General features: G+C 70.0%; 19 protein-coding genes and 1 pseudogene. 9 read left to right on the top strand and 11 right to left on the bottom strand.

Going from position 1 to position 19,674, the window contains the following annotated elements:
• Nucleotide 1: 1 nt before the first annotated feature.
• The 4 genes from OV208_RS05830 to OV208_RS05815 all read right to left on the bottom strand — a co-directional run bounded on the left by OV208_RS05830 (nt 2) and on the right by OV208_RS05815 (nt 4,965).
• On the bottom strand, nt 2-1,216 hold the full coding sequence (locus OV208_RS05830) for a class I SAM-dependent methyltransferase (protein WP_267572840.1): 1,215 nt from the start codon (nt 1,214-1,216) through the stop codon (nt 2-4).
• On the bottom strand, nt 1,213-2,148 hold the full coding sequence (locus OV208_RS05825; protein WP_267572839.1) for a hypothetical protein: 936 nt from the start codon (nt 2,146-2,148) through the stop codon (nt 1,213-1,215). The genes OV208_RS05830 and OV208_RS05825 overlap by 4 nt, the downstream gene beginning before the upstream one ends.
• Before the next feature lie 9 nt (nt 2,149-2,157).
• Complete coding sequence (locus tag OV208_RS05820) at nt 2,158-3,384, bottom strand: inositol-3-phosphate synthase (protein ID WP_267572838.1); 1,227 nt, start codon at nt 3,382-3,384, stop codon at nt 2,158-2,160.
• 228 nt (nt 3,385-3,612) lie between these two features.
• Complete coding sequence (locus OV208_RS05815) at nt 3,613-4,965, bottom strand: MATE family efflux transporter (protein ID WP_267572837.1); 1,353 nt, start codon at nt 4,963-4,965, stop codon at nt 3,613-3,615.
• Between the two features lie 180 nt (nt 4,966-5,145).
• Between OV208_RS05815 and OV208_RS05810 the strand changes: the two genes are divergently transcribed.
• On the top strand, nt 5,146-6,339 hold the full coding sequence (locus OV208_RS05810) for a glycosyltransferase (protein WP_267572836.1): 1,194 nt from the start codon (nt 5,146-5,148) through the stop codon (nt 6,337-6,339).
• Here the strand turns inward: OV208_RS05810 and OV208_RS05805 are convergent.
• The 6 genes from OV208_RS05805 to OV208_RS05780 form a co-directional block, all read right to left on the bottom strand.
• Nucleotides 6,270-7,490 carry a glycosyltransferase family 4 protein gene (locus OV208_RS05805; RefSeq protein WP_267572835.1) on the bottom strand — a complete coding sequence of 407 codons (1,221 nt, stop codon included), beginning with the start codon at nt 7,488-7,490 and terminating at the stop codon, nt 6,270-6,272. The two genes, OV208_RS05810 and OV208_RS05805, sit on opposite strands and share 70 nt — an antisense overlap.
• Nucleotides 7,491-7,545: 55 nt before the next feature.
• Nucleotides 7,546-7,905 (bottom strand): NUDIX hydrolase, encoded by a 360-nt coding sequence (locus OV208_RS05800; RefSeq protein ID WP_267572834.1) that lies wholly within the window; start codon nt 7,903-7,905, stop codon nt 7,546-7,548.
• Between the two features lie 80 nt (nt 7,906-7,985).
• Nucleotides 7,986-8,456: an NUDIX hydrolase gene (locus OV208_RS05795; RefSeq protein WP_267572833.1), complete on the bottom strand. Its 471-nt coding sequence runs from the start codon at nt 8,454-8,456 to the stop codon at nt 7,986-7,988.
• The gene (locus tag OV208_RS05790; RefSeq protein ID WP_267572832.1) at nt 8,453-9,844 is read right to left on the bottom strand and encodes a DUF2380 domain-containing protein; all 1,392 of its coding nucleotides are present in this window, start codon (nt 9,842-9,844) and stop codon (nt 8,453-8,455) included. Before OV208_RS05790 ends, OV208_RS05795 begins: the two co-directional genes overlap by 4 nt.
• Nucleotides 9,845-10,110: 266 nt before the next feature.
• The gene (locus tag OV208_RS05785; protein ID WP_267573169.1) at nt 10,111-10,581 is read right to left on the bottom strand and encodes an NUDIX hydrolase; all 471 of its coding nucleotides are present in this window, start codon (nt 10,579-10,581) and stop codon (nt 10,111-10,113) included.
• Nucleotides 10,578-11,894, bottom strand: a complete 1,317-nt coding sequence (locus tag OV208_RS05780; protein WP_324291348.1) for a DUF2380 domain-containing protein — start codon at nt 11,892-11,894, stop codon at nt 10,578-10,580. Before OV208_RS05780 ends, OV208_RS05785 begins: the two co-directional genes overlap by 4 nt.
• A 287-nt stretch (nt 11,895-12,181) precedes the next feature.
• On the opposite strand from OV208_RS05780, the gene OV208_RS05775 reads away from it, so the two are divergent.
• Together OV208_RS05775 and OV208_RS05770 are read left to right on the top strand one after the other, a co-directional pair.
• Nucleotides 12,182-12,985 (top strand): hypothetical protein, encoded by an 804-nt coding sequence (locus OV208_RS05775; protein ID WP_267572831.1) that lies wholly within the window; start codon nt 12,182-12,184, stop codon nt 12,983-12,985.
• A gap of 89 nt (nt 12,986-13,074) precedes the next feature.
• Complete coding sequence (locus tag OV208_RS05770; RefSeq protein WP_267572830.1) at nt 13,075-13,512, top strand: tetratricopeptide repeat protein; 438 nt, start codon at nt 13,075-13,077, stop codon at nt 13,510-13,512.
• A gap of 13 nt (nt 13,513-13,525) precedes the next feature.
• Here OV208_RS05770 and OV208_RS05765 read toward each other — a convergent pair whose 3' ends face one another.
• Nucleotides 13,526-14,566, bottom strand: a complete 1,041-nt coding sequence (locus OV208_RS05765) for a pirin family protein (protein ID WP_267572829.1) — start codon at nt 14,564-14,566, stop codon at nt 13,526-13,528.
• A gap of 323 nt (nt 14,567-14,889) precedes the next feature.
• Here OV208_RS05765 and OV208_RS05760 point away from each other — a divergent pair, with 323 nt between their 5' ends.
• The 6 genes and pseudogenes from OV208_RS05760 to OV208_RS05735 form a co-directional block, all read left to right on the top strand.
• Entirely contained in the window at nt 14,890-15,885 is a 996-nt protein-coding gene (locus OV208_RS05760; protein WP_267572828.1) for a hypothetical protein, read from the top strand.
• Nucleotides 15,886-15,959: 74 nt separating this feature from the next.
• Entirely contained in the window at nt 15,960-16,958 is a 999-nt protein-coding gene (locus OV208_RS05755; RefSeq protein ID WP_267572827.1) for a hypothetical protein, read from the top strand.
• A gap of 74 nt (nt 16,959-17,032) precedes the next feature.
• Nucleotides 17,033-17,974 (top strand): hypothetical protein, encoded by a 942-nt coding sequence (locus tag OV208_RS05750; RefSeq protein WP_267572826.1) that lies wholly within the window; start codon nt 17,033-17,035, stop codon nt 17,972-17,974.
• Entirely contained in the window at nt 17,971-18,642 is a 672-nt protein-coding gene (locus OV208_RS05745; protein ID WP_267572825.1) for a hypothetical protein, read from the top strand. The genes OV208_RS05750 and OV208_RS05745 overlap by 4 nt, the downstream gene beginning before the upstream one ends.
• A 10-nt stretch (nt 18,643-18,652) precedes the next feature.
• Nucleotides 18,653-19,042: a hypothetical protein gene (locus OV208_RS05740; RefSeq protein ID WP_267572824.1), complete on the top strand. Its 390-nt coding sequence runs from the start codon at nt 18,653-18,655 to the stop codon at nt 19,040-19,042.
• A 6-nt stretch (nt 19,043-19,048) separates the two neighbouring features.
• Nucleotides 19,049-19,674: pseudogene (locus OV208_RS05735) on the top strand (hypothetical protein); the annotation flags it as partial.

Raw genomic sequence — 19,674 nt, 5'->3', positions numbered from 1 at the left:
GTCACCACCTCTCCGGAAGGTCGAGCAGCCAGCGTCGGCGCAGCAGGACGGGGCGCTCGTCGGGCGTCGCGCCCCGGGTGGCCCGCGTGAAGAGGGCCGTGTCGTCCGCGTCGTCGCCGCGCAGGTAGTGGGCGTTGGCGTATTCCAGGGCGAGTCCCGGCGTGGGCCAGGCGGGAGCCAGCACGCCGTCGCGGATGGTCAGCAGGGGGTTGGGGCGCAGCTGTACGCCGGGCGCGGGCGCTCCGAAGTCGATGGCGCGACGGGCCGGGCCCGCGGGCCACGCGAAGGACAGGGCCTCCGCGTGCCGCAACTGCGCGGGCGTGGCGGCGGGGACCGGGTGCTGCTCCAGGAAGCTGGTGACGAACGCGGCGTCGTCGTAGCAGGCGGCCTGGGGCAGGAGCTCCGCGTACTCCTCCGGGCTCAGCGGGGAGCCGCCCACGCCGCGTTGATCCACTCGCCGGTTGTGCGCATGGCCCACCAGCACCCGGCCCGTGTCTCCGGCCACGCGGCGCATCTCCAGCAGCACCCCGGCCTTGTCCGGTAGGAAGTAGAAGGCGTCGTGGCACAGCACGGTGGCCCCCTCCACGCACGACAGGGGCAGGCCCGACGCGGCGACGTCCGCGCACACGAGCCAGGCCTCCGGCACGATGAAGTGGCGGGCGAGCCACAGCTTGGCGAACACCACGTCCACGCCCACGCCGGGCGTGCCCCGGAGCATCACCTCGCGCAGCACCTGGCCGATGCCGCACGCGACCTCCACCACGCGGGGCGGCGCGTCCCAGTGCTGCGCCAGCAGTCCCAGCGCGCTCAGGAAGGTGGGCGCCGACTGCCGGTGCGCGAAGTAGGCGGACACCGGTCCGAAGCACAGCCGGTTCATGGCCTGGCGCAGGCCCATGGTCCCATCCTCCACGCCCGCCACCACGGCGAGGGCTTCCTCGACGGAGGGCGGCGCGATGCGCGCATGGTCGTCCTGGTCCCGCAGCAGCAGCGCGATGGCTCGGCGGCGGTCCCCCTGCTCCAGCGCCTGGATGACGGAGTCGCGCAGCAGGTCCCGGCCGGTGCGCAGGAAGGGGATGCCGTCCACGACGGGCCACTGCCCGATGCCGTCCGTCCAGAGGTCGGGCGTCGCCGGGTCGCGGGGATACAGCGGACGGCCCGTGTCCGGAGCGAAGAGTCGCGGCGGCGCCGCGTCGGGAGACCTTCGGAGCTGATTCATGGCCAGACCGCCGCTTCCGCGAGGATGTCGTTGCCGAAGCCCTGGAGGGGCCCCGGGTGGATCAGCTCCAGCTCTTCCATCGCCTGGCGCAGGGTGAAGCCCGCAGCGCGGGCGTGGGCGTCCAGCTCCAGCACCCGGTCCAGCGCGTCCGCGGCGTTGAAGGCCCGCGCCTCGGCCGTGTCCAGGTGGCCGGTGAGCGCCAGCGCCTGACGCACGTGCCGGGACAGGGGCTCCGGAAGAGAGTCGAGGGCCTTCTGCGTGAGGTCCTTCAGCAGGGGTGCCAGCAGGTCCTCCAGGAGTTCCTCTCCCGCGTAGCCCGCGTCCGGCAGCTCCGCGTTGAAGAGGTGGTGCGACAGCCCGGCCAGGAAGGGCAGGGCGGGGTCCGCGCCGAAGCGCGGCGAGACGAGCACCGCGCCCACCGCCACCGCGTAGCAGTGGTCGGCGTGGCCTTCCTGTGGTGGGACGACGATGCGCGCGCGGCCGGGGAACGTGGCCCCGGCGCGCGGTTGGTGCACCAGCCGCTCCACGAACGCGGGCGTCGCGAGGGACGTGGGGGCTGCCATGGGCTGGGACAACGCCTGCGACAGCTTCTCCCGGAGCCCCGGCTCCAGCGGGCCCGCCACCGCGTCCAGTCCCCGGCGCAGCACCCGCGCCGTGTCCCTGGCGGAGAGGCCTGTCCGCGCAAGCACGTCCGCGTCCAGGCCACCCAGCCGCACCGCCGCCACCGCGCGCGCCGTCTCCTGGAGCGCCACGGTGCCGGGGTCCGCCCCCGCGACGAGGGCCGCCCAGGCGCGACGGAAGCCGTGCGCCGCGAGTCCGTCCGGATGATCCGGGGTGCGGATCCGCTTGAGGTCCATCAGCTCCGACAGCAGCGGGCGGAGCTCCGCCAGGCGGCCCGGGGCCGCAGTCGTGTCGCGCGCGGGTGCGTTCATGTCTGGGTTTCAGCCCCTGAGGCGTTCGGGGGGATGTTCGGCCTGGCGTGTGCGGCCCTTGGACAGCCAGGTCATCAGGCGGCGCTGCTGTTCGGCCATGGCGTGTTCGACGGGCTGGCCGTCGGGCGACATGGGCGCCTTGAAGAAACACCCCAGCGCGTCGATGACGCCGCCCTCACCCCGGCGCTTCGCCAGGTCCAGCGTGCGGGCCAGCTCCACGACGAGCGGCGCAGCGAGGATGGAGTCCTTGCAGAGGAAGTTGAGCTTGATCTGCATGGGCTGCCCCAGGAAGCCCGTCACGTCGATGTTGTCCCAGGCCTCCTTGTTGTCCCCGCGCGGGCGGTAGTACTGGATCTGCACGATGTGGTCCTGGACCTTGTAGCCAAGGATGCTGTCCAGGGCCGCGCCCTTGGTGTCGAGCTTGTTCTGCTTCGACGCCGGGTCGTTGAGGGCCTCACCGTCGCGGTTGCCCAGGATGTTGGTGGAGTACCAGCCATCCACGTGCAGCGCGCGGTCGCGCAGGGCGGGCGCGAGCACCGTCTTGAGCAGCGTCTGCCCCGTCTTGCCATCCTTGCCGGCGATGGGTGCGCCGGTGCGCCTGGCCAGCTCCAGCAGCGCGGGCACGTCCGCGGCGACGCTGGGCGTGAAGTTGGCGAACGGGATGCCGTCCACGATGGCCGCGTAGGCGTAGAGCATGGCGGGGCCAATCTCCGCGTCGTTCGCGTCCAGGGCCTTCTCGAAGGACTCCGGCGTGGCGAACTCCGGCCGGGTGAGGTCCACGCTCTTCTCCGTGGAGGCCAGGTTCACCACCACCACGCGCTCCAGGCCCTGCTCCTTCTTGAAGCGGGTGAGGTCCTCGCGGATGGCCTGCACCTGCTCGCGCAGTCCGCGCGTCTTCTTCGTCGCCGTGCCGACGACGTTCTTGCAGAACTTCGCGTTGGAGGCCGCGGGCCAGGGCCGCATGCCCCGGAGCACGGGTGCCACCGCTTCCATCTGGCTGTCGGTCAGCACCGCGTGGTTGCGTGCCGCCTTCTCCAGGTCCTCCTCGAACAGATCCCAGCCGCCAAACGTCAGCGCGCCGTACTCGGTGAGGCCCATGTCCTTCGCGCCCGCGAGCGGCAACCCTCGCGTGTCCACCCGGCCCCGTCGCAACAACTCCATCCCCGCCACTGCTGTCGTAGCCACCGCCCCGCCCAACCCCACAATCGCCACGCCCAGCCGTTCGCTGCCCGCCATGTGTGTAACCGCCCCTTCCCCTCGACCGTTTCACCCCCGACTCCAGCAGCGGCGCGTGGGGGCGGCTCCGGGATGTCGGGAGCGCCTGGCGTCTGGAGGCGCCAGGGGCGCTCCATCCGCTGCGGGAGTTCCGGGAAAGTCGGCACATGGGCGAGCGCTTTCAACTCAGCCTCTGGGCCATGCGGAGTGTCCGCTGCCGGCGTCGGGCCTCCGGCTGGCGTCTGGCTTTCAGACGTGGCGCAGCTTCCACTGCCCGCGCCGGAAGAGGGCCGCGCTGGCCAGCCCCAGTGCGCCATAAGTGATGGCGATGGATGCGAACACGCCGGACGGTCCCCACCCCATGAGGATGGCGAGAAACCACGCGAGGGGCAGTTGGAGGCCCCAGCAGAAGACGAGGTTCGTCAGCGTGGGGGTGGTGGTGTCCCCCGCGCCGTTGAAGGCATGGGGCAGCACGGTGACAAAGGCATACAGGGCCAGGCTGCAGCTGACGATGCGCAGGCAGCGCGTGGCATGCAGGCCCACCTCCGGGTCGGGGGTGAGGGCGTGGATGAGCGGATCCGCGAAGGCGAGGAAGCCCACCGCGACCACGGCGAGGAAGCCGAGCGTGTAGAAGCTGGCGCGCCACGCGGCGCGTTCGGCGCGGTCGGTGTCGCCCGCGCCCAGGCTCTGGCCCACGAGCGTGCCCGCCGCGTGGCTCAGGCCCCAGGACGGCTGCTGCGCGAAGAGCAGGACGCGCATGGCCAGGGTGTAGCCCGCGAGCGCCGCGCTGCCGAAGGTGGCCATGATGCGCATCAGGATGAGCCAGCTGGACATGGTCAGCAGGTACTGGAGCGTGGCGCCGCCGGACAGCTTCAGGAGCGAGCGCAGCGTGTCCCCCTCCACGCACAGGTGACGGGCGCGCAGTTCCAGACGTCCGTTGCCCTTCAGCAGGCGGTGCAACTGGTACGCGACGCCGGTGGCGCGGCCCACGGTGGTGGCCACCGCGGCGCCAAGCACACCCATGGCGGGCACGGGCCCCAGGCCGAAGATGAACAGCGGCGCGAGCACGATGTTGACGGTGTTGGCCAGCCACAGCGCGCGCATGGAGGTGGTCGCGTCGCCGGCGCCGCGCAGGACGGCGCTGTTGAGGAACAGCAGCATGATGAGGGGGAAGCTGGCCAGCATCAGCCGCGCGTAGGGCACGCCGTGCTCCAGCACGCCCGGGGCCGCGCCCAGCGCCAGCAGGATGGGGCGCGCGAACACGGCGCCCAGGATGCCCAGGGGGATGGACAGGGCCAATCCCAGTCCCAGGGCCTGCACGGCGGTGCGCCCGGCGCGTTCGGTGTCCTTCTGTCCGACGCGGCGGGCGATGAGCGCGGTGGCGCCGATGGCGAGCCCCAGCGGCAGGGTCTGGTAGAGCGTGAGCACGGACTCGGTGAGGCCCACGGTGGCGATGGCGTCCGCGCCCAGGCGGGAGACGAAGACCACGTCCACCAGCGCGAAGACGGACTCCATCACCATCTCCAGCACCATGGGCACGGAGAGGAGCAGGAAGGCGCGGTCCACGGGCCCCGTCGCCAGGTCCTCGGTGGATCCGCGCACGGCCAGCCACAGGGAGGCGAGGAAGCCCCTGAACCCTGGGACCGAGGGGGAGGCGTCGGGGGAGAGGGATTCGGAGGGAGGGGGTTGCGTCATGGATTGGGCGTTGCAACGGGACGCCCATCGACATTCATCCCCCACGGTTCCCCGCCTGCCGGTGCGCGGGATGGGTAGGATTTCGTCATGGCTTCCGGTCCCCGCGTCCTCCTCCTCGCCGAGCGCTTTCCCCCCGACATCGGAGGGCTGGCGCGCAGCGGCGCGCGCACCGCGGGCTCGCTCGTACGGCTGGGCGCACGCGTGGACGTGGTCGCCTGGACGCGCACGGCGTCACCGGGGGCGTTGGAGACGGTGGAGGACGCGGGCGAGGTGTCGCCGTTCGCCAAGGGTGTGACGCTGCACCGGTTGGGTTTGTTCGGCGCGGCGGACCTGTCCATGCAGCACACGCTGGATGTGCTCGGCCACCTGCACGGGCGGCGGAAGTATGACCTGGTGTGGGGGCACTACCTGTACCCGCCGGGGTTCCTCGCGGTGGTGTTCGCGCAGAGCGCGGGCCTGGCGTCCGTGCTCAGCGCGCGGGGCAACGACGTGGATCAGCTCATGTTCCCGCCGGGGGACTTCGCCCGCCTGCTCTGGACGCTCCAGCGCGCGGACGTGCTGACGGCGGCGTCCGCGGACCTGGGCCGGAAGATGGCGATGCTGCTGGGGCGCGACCCGGGCGTGGAGGTCATCCCCAACGCGGTGGACACGGCGCTGTTCTCACCGGGGCCCGGGGATGTGGCCCTGCGGGAGAGGCTGGGCATCGCGGCGGGCGAGGCGGTGCTGGGGTTCTCCGGAGAGCTGCGCCACAAGAAGGGGCTGCCGTTCCTGCTCTCCGCGCTCACCGAGGTGCGGCGCGTGCGGCCCGCGTGCCTGCTTGTGATTGGCGAGGTGCGCGCTCGCGATGCCGAGCACCTGGTGGCCTACCGGACGGAGCATCCGGAAGACGCGGCGCGCATCGTCATCTCCGGCGCGCTGGAGTCGCCCGCGCTCATCGCGGAGCACCTGCGCCTGTGTGATGTCTATCTGCAGCCGTCGCTGTGGGAGGGAATGCCCAACGCGCTGCTGGAGGCGATGGCGTGCGCGCGGCCGGTCATCGCGAGCGACGCGGGCGGCATCCCGGAGGCGGTGGACAGCGGGAAGAACGGCTTCCTCGTGCCCAAGGCGCTGTTGAACCACCTGGGGCAGGCGTGCCTGGACGTGCTGGGGATGCCGGCGTCGGAGCGCGAGGCGATGGGCCGGGCGGCCCGCGAGCGCATCGAGGCGCGCTTTCAGGCGGACGCGGAGGCCGCGGTGCTGGAGCGGGTGCTGGCGCGCGCGAGGCCCAGGTCGTCCGCGTAGGCGTTCACCAGGGCTTCTTGAGCGCGGCCCCAGGGGAAGTCGCGCTCCACGCGGGCGCGGGCGTGGGCGCTGAGGGAGGCGCCGAGGCCAGGGGTGGCGAGGAGGCTCTTCACCGCTTCGGCGATGGCCTTGGGCGAGCCCGGGCGGATGCGGAGGACTTCGGTGTCCTCCGCGAGGCAGCGCACCACGGGCAGGTCGCTGGCGATGACGGGCGTGCCGGTGGCCATGGCCTCCAGCAGCTTCAGCGGGCAGCAGCCCTGCACGCAGTTGCGGTCGTTCACCGGCAGGGGGACGAGCACGGCGTCACAGGCGTGGTGCAGTGAGGCGAGCTCCTGCTGGGGCAGGGGCTCCAGCAGCTCCACGGAGCCCTGGAGGAGCAGGTCGCCGCACCGGTCCAGGAGGGCGCGGCGCGCGTGCTTGCGCAGGGGGCCCACCAGCGTGAGGACCACGGGCAGGTCGCGCAGCAGCAGCCGGCAGGCGTCCAGCGCGTGGTGCACGCCCTGCCACGCCGTCATCGTGCCGCTGTAGAGCAGGCGGATGGGGCGGCCGGGTTCGGGGGCGCGTGGGGAGGCGTAGCGGAACACGTCCAGGTCCACGCCGTTGGGGATGACGCGCAGGCGTGAAGGGTCCGCGCCGCGCGAGAGGAGGTGCTCCGCGGTGACGGCGCTGGGGGTGACGAGCAGGTCCGCGGCCTGGAGGCAGGCGTCCTCCTGCGCGAGCAGCTTGCCCATGAGCTCCGCGTCGTCCGCGACGTCCGGGTGGTGGTACTTGAGTTCGATGGAGGGCAGGCCGTTGACCTCGTACACGAGGGCGTCGGTGAGGGACGCCTTGCGCCGGGCGATGGGGTAGCCCTCGAAGATGGAGCGCACGTGCACGACCTTCGCGCGCGGACGGCCCTGCCACCACGCGCCCAGGTGCGCGCGGAAGGTGAGCGCCTGGGCGACGAGGTCTTTTCCCCGTGCGCCCAGCGGGTGGTAGGTGACGTTGCCGTGCAGGGTGGGTGCGGGGGCGCCGGGAGCGTCACCAATGGCCACGAGGTCCATGGGGCCGAACGCGGCGCCCAGGGCCTCCACGAAGGCCCGGATGTGCACGGCCGCGCCCTTGGGGGCGGGGAAGCGGTCGAAGGACGCGTAGACGATTCCGGAGGACACGGCACGGAGTGCTAGCGCGATGGGGGCGCGACGGCAAACGGGGAGGGGGGCTGGGTCAGGTCTCTTCGTCTGGGAGGAGCGTGCGCAGGAGTTCGTCGTCAGGGCTCAGTGGGCGCCAGCCGGCTGGAGGCGGATGGGCGAGCAACGATTCGCCGGCTCTCATGACGCGCTCGTCGTAGGTCTCGGGGGTGTAGGCGGACCACATGCCCAAAACCTTGGCGACTTCAAAACGTCTTGCGTCGTCCAGCATGGCGGGCCAACCGGCAGGGAGTCCTTCGGAGAACTCGCGCACAAGTACATCGCGCACAAGACGCGTGACCTTCTTGTTCCGCTCCGCTTCGGTGAGCAGGCCACTCAACACCTGCACCGCCAAGCGGACCCTCGCGTTGCCCTCCCAGGGCCGTCCGTCGGTCATCGCCTTCTCCAGTCACCTCTTCGGGGGATCCGTGCGGTACATCGCCTTCCGATAACAAGCCCATTGGTGTGCTGTCGCGGTCAGGTCTCCTCGTCCGGTAGGAGCGTGCGAAGGAGTTCGTCGTCTGGACTGAGCGGGCGCCAGCCAGGCGGAGGCGGATGGGCGAGGAGCGCAGCGCCGGCCTGCCTAGCGCGCTCGTCATAAGGCTCTGGGGTGTCGGCGTACCAACTGCTGAGAACCACGGCCACCTCGAAGCGGGTGGAGTCGTCCAGGACCGCAGGCCAACCGTTGGGAAGCCCTTCGGCAAAGCCGCGCACAAGCACGTCACGTACAATGCGCGTGACCTGCTTGTGGTGCTTCGCCTCAGCGAACAGCCCACGCAGTATCTGCACTCCAGCGACGTCGTCCGGGCCAAGTTCCTCTGCCAGCGACACCAGCGACACGCGTGGGCGTGCCTCGGCGAAGGCGGTGAGTGATGTGTACCCCCGCTCGCGCACTCGCTCATGCAGGCGAACCCTCCAATTGCCCTCCCAGGAACGTCCGTCGGTCATCGTTTCCTCCCGAGAGTGAAGTTCATGGGGATGTCATAGAACTTCATTCGCAACGCGACGAGCTTCAAGACCTCATTCCGCGCCAATTGTCGGCCAGCCTGGGTCTCGGCCTCGTGCAAGAGTTTCATGATCATCTGGTTCCACTCACCGGCCCATATTCGCCCCAGTCGCCAATTGCCCCCACCATGAATCGCCTCATGGTGCGCCTGCTCCATCCTGACGCAGAACTGGTCGATGCTCATGGCGCCCTTGAAGCCGCGCTTCTCGAACCACTCACGGTGTTCTTGTGGCAGGACGTGGTGCTTCGGCGCGTCGGACATGCCGGCTCCGGCCCTGCCGGTTTCGTGCATGGCGCGCACTTCGGGACTGTCGCCCAGCGCGTCGAGAACGCCCTGTGGCAGGTCCCGGTTCGACTGCGCCATCAGCACCTGACCGGCGTGGATGCGAACGGCGGAGCTGACGGCGGGAGCGGAGATGACGCCCGCCTGGACGAGCCTGCGCATCATCTCCACCCATTCGGCGGAGACGACCAGCCGTGTGCCCGTCATCACTCCGCCTGAGCTCATCACGAGGCCCATACCCAGCGTGGCGGGCGCCGCAGGTGGGAGCCTTGGCAGCGACATCCCCAGGGTGGAGACCATCGTGAGCATCTCCATGAACTGCGCCACCGCGATGACCTTGCCGGCGCGCTCCGACGCCATGCGCGTGCCTTCGCGGATGGAGTGGAACTCGCGGGTGAGCTGCGCCATCACGCCGGGAAGCGCGCGTGCGGTGGCCTCGACCTGCCCGGGCTCCATCGACGCGAGCGCCAGCATCGACGGCTCGATCACTTTCTGCACGCGGTCCATGTCCACGAACAGCTGCTCGGGGCTGTAGAAGGGACACTGTTCGCGCACGACGTCCGCGAGGTGCAGGAAGTCGAGCCAGGCCGCGAGCAACATGGCGCCCGACATGGCGGCCTGGAGACGTGGGCCCGTCATCCGGAGCAGGGCCACCTCCATGTCCGCATCCTCGACCGCCTGGGCGGTGTTCGCGAGCAGGGTGGCACTGCCCAGCGCGCCCTGGAGCCATGGCAGTTGGTTGGAGCCGTAGGCGATGTAGCGGGTGAAGACGTCGTGCGACTGGTACGCCGCGAGCTTGGGAATCGCGCGGGAGAAGGTGCCCGTGGCCGATTTCACTTCGGCGATGGCAGCGAGCACTGCCTGCCGGGTCTGCGTGGTGTCCTGCTCGTCTCTGGGGCGCTGGCGGTGTGACTCCGCGAGCGAACCCGTGGATGCGCGGGAAGAGGAAGGCCACGCGGGCCCAGACGACACGTGCGACGCCTGGTACAGGTGGCTTCCGCGTTCAGGCACGGAAGCGCAGGCCGTGGTCCACAGCGCGAGGCTCACCAGCAAGACCTCGGAGCGGAGGGGCTCCCTGCGTCCCCGACGAAACGATGACTCCAAACCATCGATCGTTATCCCACGCCCCTGCATCCGCATGCGTGCTCCTGGGAATTCGCGGCAGCAATGGGCTCATGTCTGACATCCCTTGGTCGCTCTGCCCCTGCTGGACTTGGCGCTCTTCGTGCGGATGCGCCGGACACGACTCACACGGTATCTCTGCAGTTCGATGGGGCGAAGTAGCCCGCTTTTCCGTGGCCCTGCTGTCACGGTCAGGTCTCCTCGTCCGGTAGCAGCATTCGCAGGATGTCGTCATCGGGACCGAGCGGGCGCCATCCGGCTGGCGGCGGGTGCGCTAGCAGCGCATCGCCGGCCCGACTGATGCGCTCCTCGTGAGCCTCCGGCGTGTAGGCACTCCAGCGACCGAGTGCCTTGGCGACCGCGAAGCGATTGGCGTCATCCATCATCATCGGCCAACCGTCGGGAAGGCTCTGAGACAACATTCGGGCGAGCACATCGCGCTCGAAGCGAGCGACCTGCTTTCGCTGTTCCGCCTCCGCAAGCAGCCCGCTCAAAATCTGGACCCCTGCGATGTCGTCCTTGCCGAGCTCTTCCGCCAAGGCCACCAACGATGCCGTTGGGCGCGCATTGGCAAAGGCGGTGAGCGAAGTGAAACCGAGTTCGCGGACCCGGTCATGCAGGCGAGCCTTCCAGTTTCCCTGCCAGGACCGATCCTCGCTCATCGCCTTCTCCACGAGATGAACCTCATCGGGACTTTATACTCCTCCATGCTCTCCGCGACGATGTTCAGGATCTCATTGCGCGTCAACATCCGGCCAGCCCTGCTCTCTGCGGCGCGCAGCGTCTTCATGATCATCCTGTTCCACTCACCGGCCCACATTCGTCCCAGCCGCCAGTCGCCCCCACCGTGAATCGCCTCGTGCTGCGCCTGCTCCATCCTGACGCAGAACTGGTCGATGCTCATGGCCCCCTTGAACCCTCGCCGCTCGAACCACTCACGGTGCTCTTGGGGCAGGACGTGGTGCTTCGGCGCGTCGGACATGCCGGCTCCGGCCCTGCCGGTTTCGTGCATGGCGCGCACTTCGGGACTGTCGCCCAGCGCATCGAGCACGCCCCGTGGCAGGTCCCGGTTCGACTGGGCCATCAGTACCTGACCGGCGTGGATGCGAACGGCGGAGCTGACGGCGGGAGCGGAGATGACGCCCGTCTGCACGAGCCTGCGCATCCTCTCCACCCATTCGGCGGAGACGACCAGCCGTGTGCCCGTCATCACTCCGCTTGAGCTCATCACGAGGCCCATGCCCAGCGTGGCGGGCGCCGCGGGTGGAAGCCTTGGCAGCGACATCCTCAGGGTAGAGACCATCGTGAGCATCTCCATGAACTGCGCCACCGCGATGACCTTGCCGGCGCGCTCCGACGCCATGCGCGCCCCCTCACGGATGGAGTGAAACTCGCGGGTGAGCTGCGCCATCACACCGGGAAGTGCGCGTGCGGTGGCCTCGACCTGACCGGGCTCCATCGACGCGAGCGCCATCATCGACGGCTCGATCACTTTCTGCACGCGGTCCATGTCCACGAACAGCTGCTCGGGGCTGTAGAAGGGACACTGTTCGCGCACGACGTCCGCGAGCTGGAGGAAGTCGAGCCAGGCCGCGAGCAACATGGCGCCCGACATGGCGGCCTGGAGACGTGGGCCCGTCATCTGGAGCAGGGCCACCTCCATGTCCGCGTCCTCGACCGACCCGGCGGTGTTCGCGAGCAGGGTGGCACTGCCCAGCGCACCCTGGAGCCATGGCAGTTGGTTGGAGCCGTAGGCGATGTAACGGGTGAAGACGTCGTGCGACTGGTACGCCGCGAGCTTGGGAATCGAGCGGGAGAAGCTGCCCGTGGACGATTTCACTTCGGCGATGGCATCGAGCACTGCCTGCCGCGTCTGCGTTGTGTCCTGCTCGTCTCTGGGGCGCTGGCGGTGTGACTCCGCGAGCGAACCCGTGGATGCGCGGGAAGAGGAAGGCCACGCGGACCCAGACGACACGTGCGACGCCTGGCGCAGGTGGCTCCCGCGCTCAGGCACTGAAACGCAGGCCGTGGCCCACAGCGCCAGGCTCACCAGCAAGACCTCGGAGCGGAGTGGCCATCTTCGTTCCTGTCGGGATGATGACCGGCGCAGCGCTTCCTCCATGTCATCGCTCACCGCCCCACGTCCTTGCATCCGCATGCGCGCTCCTGGGAATTCGCGGCAGCAAAGGGCACACGTCTGACATCCCTCCGCCCCCAGGAGCCCATCGCATCCGCCCCGGACGTTCATGCAAGATGGCGCGCATGTTCATGAGTTCCGTGGTGATGGTGGCGCTGGTCGCGGCTCCTGCTTCTGCTCCGGCCGAGTCGCGCATGTGGAAGGTGACCGGCACGGACGTGACGTTCGTGCAGTCCCCCAGGGACCTGCGCGGGCTTCGTGGCAACAAGGAGGTGTTCGGCCTCCAGTCGCGCAAGGCCGCGTTCCTCGCCGACTTCGAGGCCGAGCCCGGGACGGATGTGTCCGATTGGGACGGCTCCCAATCCATCAACATCCTGTCCGTGGTCGGTCCATGGGTGAGCTACGAACAGTCAGGTTCGGGCTACACCGGCGGCGCGCATCCGTATGCGTACACGAACTACGTCACCCAGGACGTGACGAAGGGCAAGGACGGCTTCTCACTGCTCGACGTGTTCGCGGAGAAGGACGTGCTCCAGGCCCTCAAGGCGGACGGCTTCGTGCGCAAGCACGTCGACGACGAAGAGGCTTTCAAGAACGCCACGACGGTGGAGTCCCTGCTGGAAGGCCTGGGGCCCGGCGAGGACTGCGTCGGCTTTGAATACGGGCTCGACTCGGTGAAGCGCTCGGTCGCGTTCCATCACGTCGAGGGCGACAAGGTCGCCGTGCGCATCGCGTTCGGCTACGCCGGTGAGATGTGTCGCGGAAACAAGTTCGTCGTCGGCGTCCTGCTGCCCATTCCCAAGGCACTGCGGCCCGCGCTCGACCGCGCGGCGAAACGCGAAGAGGGCTTCCTCATGAAGGATGCGAAGGCCGTGAAGGCCCCGTCCGCCCAGTTCACCTGGGAGCCCCCCAAGCCGAAGACTCCGTGAGCGACGCGCTGACTGTTTCCGCCTCGGATGTCCTAATCCCCGGTCCTCGAGTTCCCGGCTGGCACGGCAAGGAGCCCTGTCTGTCCTCGATGCGTTCGGTCGTGGCCGGTGTCTGCGCGCTGCTCCTCACGGGATGCGCGCACGAACCGAAGGCCTTTCCGTGCGGATACGAGCGTGACCCCCGTGCGCAGTGTGTCCAGGAACTGCGCGAGGGCCACCTGGACACCGCGGAGACGTACTGCGACCTGGCACTGGAGTTCTCGCCCCTGTCCGCCGACCTGTGGGCCACCAAGGGCCTCATCGCGCTGTCTCGGGGCGACCTGGCGAAGGCAAAGGCACACCTGCTCCAGGCCCTTCGCTACAACCCGGAGCACACGCACGCCCACTTGCACCTGGGAGTCCTCTTCGTACGCGAAGCCGACCCTCGAAAGGCGGAAGGGGCCTTCAGCGAGTGCCTCCGCCTGGACCCCGCGAACGTCGACTGCCAGGACGGGCTGGAACAGGCCCAGCGCGCGGGGGGCAGGTGATGGCCGCGCGCCCTCAGGCCGGCCGTTCGATGTGGCCGTCCGCGTGGCGGGCGAAGCGCCCTTCCTCGCGTCCGTGGACCGGGTCGGGATTCGGCCACGGCCAGCCGCCGAAGCCGGTGCGCTGGTAGTCCGCGAAGGCCTGCTGGATCTCCTGCCGCGTGTTCATCACGAACGGCCCGTACTGCACGACCGGCTCGCCGATGGGACGCCCCTGGAGCATCAGCAGCTCCGTCACGTCCGCGCCGTTCTCCAGCGCCACGCTCACGTCGGCGCGCAGCTCGATGGCTCGCGACGGCGGGATGTCCCGGCCGCCCACTCGCAGCGCGGAGCCCCGGAAGAAGTACAGCATGCGGTGCGTGCCCTTGGCCGCCGCCGGCAGCGTCCAGCGCGCGCCAGGCTCCAGCTTGAGCGTCCAGATGGCCACGTCCGCGTCGGCGTGCGCGGCCCATGACTTCGGCGGCGGCGGCGGCGCCTTCACGTCGTCCAGCCGGCCAGCGACCACGGTGACCTCCGTGGCGCGCCCCGCGTCGTCCTTCGCCACGTGCCGGGGGATGGTCTGGTTCCAGAGCATGGAGAAGTGCGGCTCCACGTGCTTGCTCGCGCGCGGCAGGTTGAGCCAGATCTGGAACAGCTCCAGGGGGTTCGGCGTGTCGGAGCGGAGCAGGGGAAACATCTCCGAGTGGTTGATGCCACTGCCCGCCGTGAGCCACTGCACGTCCCCGCCGCCAAAGCGCGCCGCCGCGCCCAGCGAATCGGAATGGTCGATGAGACCGTTGCGCACGATGGTCACCGTCTCGAAGCCCCGGTGCGGGTGCTGCGGGAAGCCCGGCACCACGGAGCCGTGATACATGTTCCAGCCGTCCCGCCCAGCGAAGTCCTGCCCGATGTCGCGCCCCGTCAGCGGGGCCGCGGGGCCAAAGCGCTCGTTGCCCGCGGGATACCGGTCGTCGTGGTGCACGCAGAAGAGAAACGGATCCGGCGTCCGCCACGGACCCATCCCGAGCGGATCCACGCGAATGACGGCTTCTGGCTGAACACCCTGCTGCTGACCCATGGCTTGCTCCCCTGCTTTGTCCGAAGCGCGTGAACACCCCACGGCGGTGGTGACCCCCGCCGCCGCGATGAGCTTCAACGCTGCTCTCCTGCTGCTCACATCATCCAAGGTCCACCTCGCGCCCGTGGCCGTCCCAGTCTACTAACAACGGGGGCTCCGGGCCGCTCGGGCCGCACCGGCGTGTGAGGCTCCACCGTATGAGGGCCTCCGCCCCCGGCATGGAAGTCCGGAGGGCCCCCGGCCGGGTTTGACCGTCCTTCACGCGGCCCCCTACGCTCCCCAGCGCGGTCCGCCCGACGGACATCACAGAGGAGCCCTCCGCCGTGGCGGTCAACATCACCCGATTCCACAACGTCTTCCTCTACCAGTCCCGCGCGCCCGTGCCGGAGCTGCTGCGAGACCTGACGGTGCTGGGAGGGCTGGACGCTCACGCGGAGAGGCAATTGGGCTCGCTGACGATGGGTGCGTGGCTCTCCGCGATTCCCGGCGGGGTGCTGGCCCTGCTGTCCTACGGCATCTGGGCCGGCAGCGTGAACGCGGACGACGAACTCTCCGAACAGGCGATCCTGCTCTTGAAGTTCGGCTTCTTCTTCGGCGTCCTGCTGCTCGCCGTGGGGCTCCTCCTCTTCGTGCGGCGCGACAGGCTGAAGCCGCGTGACCTGGACAACCGGCGCTATGGCCTGGCGCGCGTGCTCCTCAAGCGCTTGCAGGTGGATCTGGCCCCGGATGCACCCGTGCGGCTGAAGCTGGACTTGCGGCAGCCGGATGTGCGGGAGAAGCGCGTCAGGCAAGACATGGTGGGCTGGTGGAACACGGAGTTCTTCGTCGACCCGTGGTTCCTGCTGGAGACCCGGCTGGCGGATGGCACGTTCCTGCGCATCCGCATGGTGGAGAAGCACCAGAAGCGCGAGCGCCACAAGACGAACGCCAGAGGCAAGACGAAGCGGATCCTCAAGCTGAAGGGGTTCGCCCGGCTGGAGGTGTCCCTGCGTGTGAAGCCGGAGCGCCACCCCGGGCTCGGGGCCCTGAAGGGGCAGGCCACGAACGCCACGCGCCTGCCCTCGCGCGTCGAACTGGAGCGCGTGCGCGTCGCGGCGGACCGGCTGTCCCTGCGTGTCCGGCTTGCCAAGGACTGGGTGGCGCAGGCGCAGCAGGCGTCCGCCGACCCGGAGACTCCCTCCATCTGGGAAGAGGCCCTGGAGAAGGACGACGCGTCCCGCACGGCGACGATGATGCTCCTGAGCCTCTATCAGGTGGTCCGCTACGCCCGGCTGCGCGGCAAGCGGCGGGCGGCCGAGGGCCGGCGACAGTCGGTTTGACCGTCCTTCACGCGGCCCCCTACGCTCCCAAGCGCGGTCCGCCCGACGGACATCTCGCAGGGGAGTCCTCCGCCGTGGCGGTCAACATCACCCGATTCCACAACGTCTTCCTCTACCAGTCCCACTCGCCCGTTCCGGAACTGCTGCGAGACCTGGGGATGCTGGGACGACTGGATGCCCGCGCGGAGAAGCAGCTGGGAGCGCTGACGACGGCCGCGTGGCTCACCACGATTCCCGGCGGGTCGCTGATCCTGCTGTGCTGTTACGCCTCCTGGGCCAGCGCCGTGAGTTCGGACGTCCCATTCTCGTGGCAGGGCGCACAGCTCTTGAAGAACGGGTTCCTCCTTGGCTTGTTGCTGCTCGCCGTGGGGGGCTTGTTCTTCCTGTGGCGCGCCATGTTGAAGCCGCGCGACCTGGACAACCGGCGCTATGGCCTGGCGCGCGTGCTGCTCCAGCGCCTGCGGGTGGACCTGGCCCCGGATGCGCCGGTGCGGCTGAAGCTGGACCTGCGGCAGCCGGATGTGCGGGAGAAGCGCGTCAGGCAAGACATGGTGGGGTGGTGGAGGACGGAGTTCTTCGTCGACCCGTGGCTCACGCTGGAGACCCGGCTGGCGGATGGCTCGTTCCTGCGCATCCGCATGGTGGAGAAGTGGCAGAAGCGCGAGCGCTACAAGACGAGCGCCAGCGGCAAGACGAAGAAGAAGACCAAGACGAAGGGCTTCGCCCGGCTGGAGGTGTCCCTGCGCGTGAAGCCGGAGCGCCACCCCCGACTCGGGACCCTGAAGGGGCAGACCACGAACGCCACGCGCCTGCCCCCGCGCGTCCAGTTGGAGCGCGTGCGCGTCGCGGCGGACCGGCTGTCCCTGCGCGTCCGGCTGGCCGGGGATTGGGTGGCGCGGGCGCAGAAGGCGCCTGAGGACCCGGAGACCCCCGCCTTTTGGAAGCAGGCCCTGGAGAAGGACGACGCGTCCCGCACGGCGACGATGATGCTCCTGAGCCTCTATCAGGTGGTCCACTACGCCCGGCGGCGCGGCAAGCAGCGGGCGGCCCAGGGCCGGCGACAGTCGGTTTGACCTGCCCGGGGGCGCCTCCTACGCTCGGTCGCGGCCGACCGCTGGACGGTCCCCGCTGAACAAGGCTCCTCCCCGTGGCGCTCGACCTCTCCGCATTCCAGAAGACGCTCGTCTACCAGGCCCATGCCCCCGTGCCGGAGGTGCTGGAGGACCTGAAGGTCATCGGACAGCTGGACCAGAAGGCCGAAGCGGCGCGCAAGACCCTGTGGATCGCCGCCTGGGTCGTGCTGGTCGTCGGCGTGCTGTCCCTCTTCGTGGTGGGGCCGTCGGGGCTTGCGCCGATCGCCCTGGCCGTGGGGCTGTTCATCGTGCGCGCGCGCCGCCGCCGGACGGACCTGGAGGACCGGCGCTATGGGCTGGTGGCCACGCTGCTCCAGCGGCTCCAGGTGGACCTGGAGAAGGACGCGGCCGTTGACCTGACGCTGGACCTGTCGCCGAACGACGAGGTGCGCAAGCGCGTGGGTCAGGGCTCCAAGGGGCGCTGGAGCTGCGAGGACTTCACCGACGCGTGGCTGGACTTGCAGGGACGCTTCGCGGACGGCACGCACCTGCACCTGTCCATGGTGGAGTACCTCCAGAAGCGCAGCCGCACGCAGCGCAACGCTCGCGGGAAGACGAAGACCAAGCGCAAGCAGAAGGGCACGGCCCTGATGCAGGTGGCGCTGCGCGTGAAGGCGGAGCGACACCCCGGGCTCGAAGCGATGTCCGGACAGCTTCAGAAGGCCGCGCGCCTGCCCCCGGGCATCACGCTGTCGCGGATCCGCGTGGCCGCTGACCGGTTATCGCTGCGCGCCTTGATGGACCATGACTGGGTCGTGCGCGAGCCGAAGCCTGCTTTCAATCCAGCCTCCCTCGCGATGGCTCCCAACAAGGGCCGCAAGCCCAAGGTCCCGGTGGTGCCACCCGGGAAGCACGACGCGTCGCGCACCGCGACGATGATGCTCCTGAGCCTCTACCAGGTGCTCAACTTCTCCAGCTCCCAGCACAAGCGCTCGGATGCGAGGGCCACTTCATGAAGCTGCGTGTCCTGTTCCTCCTGGGCGTGGGTGTGCTCGCGGCCCCGGCGTGTACGCAAGGGGGCGCTCCCGCCTCGAACGAAGGTGCCCCGCCCACACAGGCGAGGTCCGCCATCCCAGCGGAGCCGAAGGAGGCCGGCGCCAAGCTCAAGTTCAAGGACGGCGATGACCGCGAGCGCTTCTCGCTCAAGCCCAAGGACGACGGCGCCAAGCTGGTGGACGGCGAGGACCGGGAGCTGGCCCGCTACAAGTGGAAGGACGGCGAGCTCAAGGTGTCCGGTCCCGACGACGCGGTGCTGGCGTACGTCACCGGCGGCCCGGACGTGTTCCAGGTGAAGGACTCCGCGCGCGGCGCCGTGCGCTACACGTTCGCGCGCGAGGGCTCCGGCTGGAAGCTCACCGACGCGCAGGGCGCCGTCCTGAACACCGTGGCCTCCGAAGGTGGGGGCGCGTCCGTGAAGGGCGCTTCCGGCGCGGAGGCGCTCCGCGTGAAGGTGCGCGACGGCAAGCTGTCGCTGCGTGACCCGGCGGGCAAGACGGTGCTCGCCACCAAGACGCCGGTATCCCCTGAAGCCGCCGCGTGTCTGGGCTTCGACTCCCTGGACCTGCCCCTGCGCATGGCCCTGCTCTTCCGACTCCAGAACCCCTCTGGCGCCGCTGCGCCCTGAGCCTTCCGCCATGTCCCCATCCTTCGCGTCCGCCGAACACTGCCTGGAGACCTCCGGCTTCCTCTTCTCCCACGCGTGCGAGCGCGGGGCTTCCACGCAGTGCATGCGCTGCCAGAAGCCGGTGTGCGTGCTGCACACGCGCATGCTCGACGGCGCGGAGTCGGTGTGCGTGTCGTGCGCCCGGACCGCGGACAACGGCGACGAGAACCGCGACGGCTCCGAGACCGACTGGGACGAGGACGACCCCAGCTACTACTACGACGGCTACGGCTATTACGGCCGCGACGCGTGGGCCGCCTCCGGCACCTCCCACGACAGGAACGACTTCACCGAGGCCGACGGCGAGAGCCTGCGCCGCGAGGACGACGCCTCCTTCGAGGAGGACCTGGGCGGGAGCTGAGCGCCCGTGCGACGTCAGCACTGGCGCGTGTACGCGCTCGGCGGGGGCCTGGGACACCTGACGCGCGCCTGCGCGCTGACCCGCGCCGCCGTGGCCCGGGGCCATGCGGTGGACGTGCTCACCAACAGCCCGTTCGCGCCCGGCCTGCCCCTGGAGTCGCTGCTGGGGCCGGGTGCCTCCGTGCACCGCCTGGAGGCGCACCTGGACAAGGCGGCCACGGTGGCCGCCGTCACCGCGTGGCTCGGGGACTCGACGCCGGACGTGCTGGTGGTGGACGCCTTTCCACGGGGCCTCGCGGGAGAGCTGGTCGCGCTGCTGCCCACGGTGCGCGCGCCGCGCGTGCTGGTGCACCGCGACTTGAACCCCGTCTACGTGGAGCGCTTCGACGTGGCCCGCGCGGTGGACGCGTTCGACCTGCTCGTCGTGCCGGGCGAGGACGCCCCCTTCGCGCACCATCCGCGCGCGGTGCGGACTTCTCCGTGGCTGCTGCTGGACGCGGCCGCGTTGCTGTCCCGTGAGGACGCCCGGCGGCGGCTGGGCCTGGAGGCGACGGATCCACGGCCGGTGGTGGCGGTGCTGGGCTGCGGCCGGCCGGAGGAGGTGGTGGACGCGCGGGACACCGCCCGACGGCT

Source organism: Corallococcus sp. bb12-1 (genome assembly GCF_026626765.1).
Lineage (GTDB): Bacteria > Myxococcota > Myxococcia > Myxococcales > Myxococcaceae > Corallococcus > Corallococcus terminator.
This window is presented reverse-complemented; position numbering and strand designations above follow the sequence as displayed.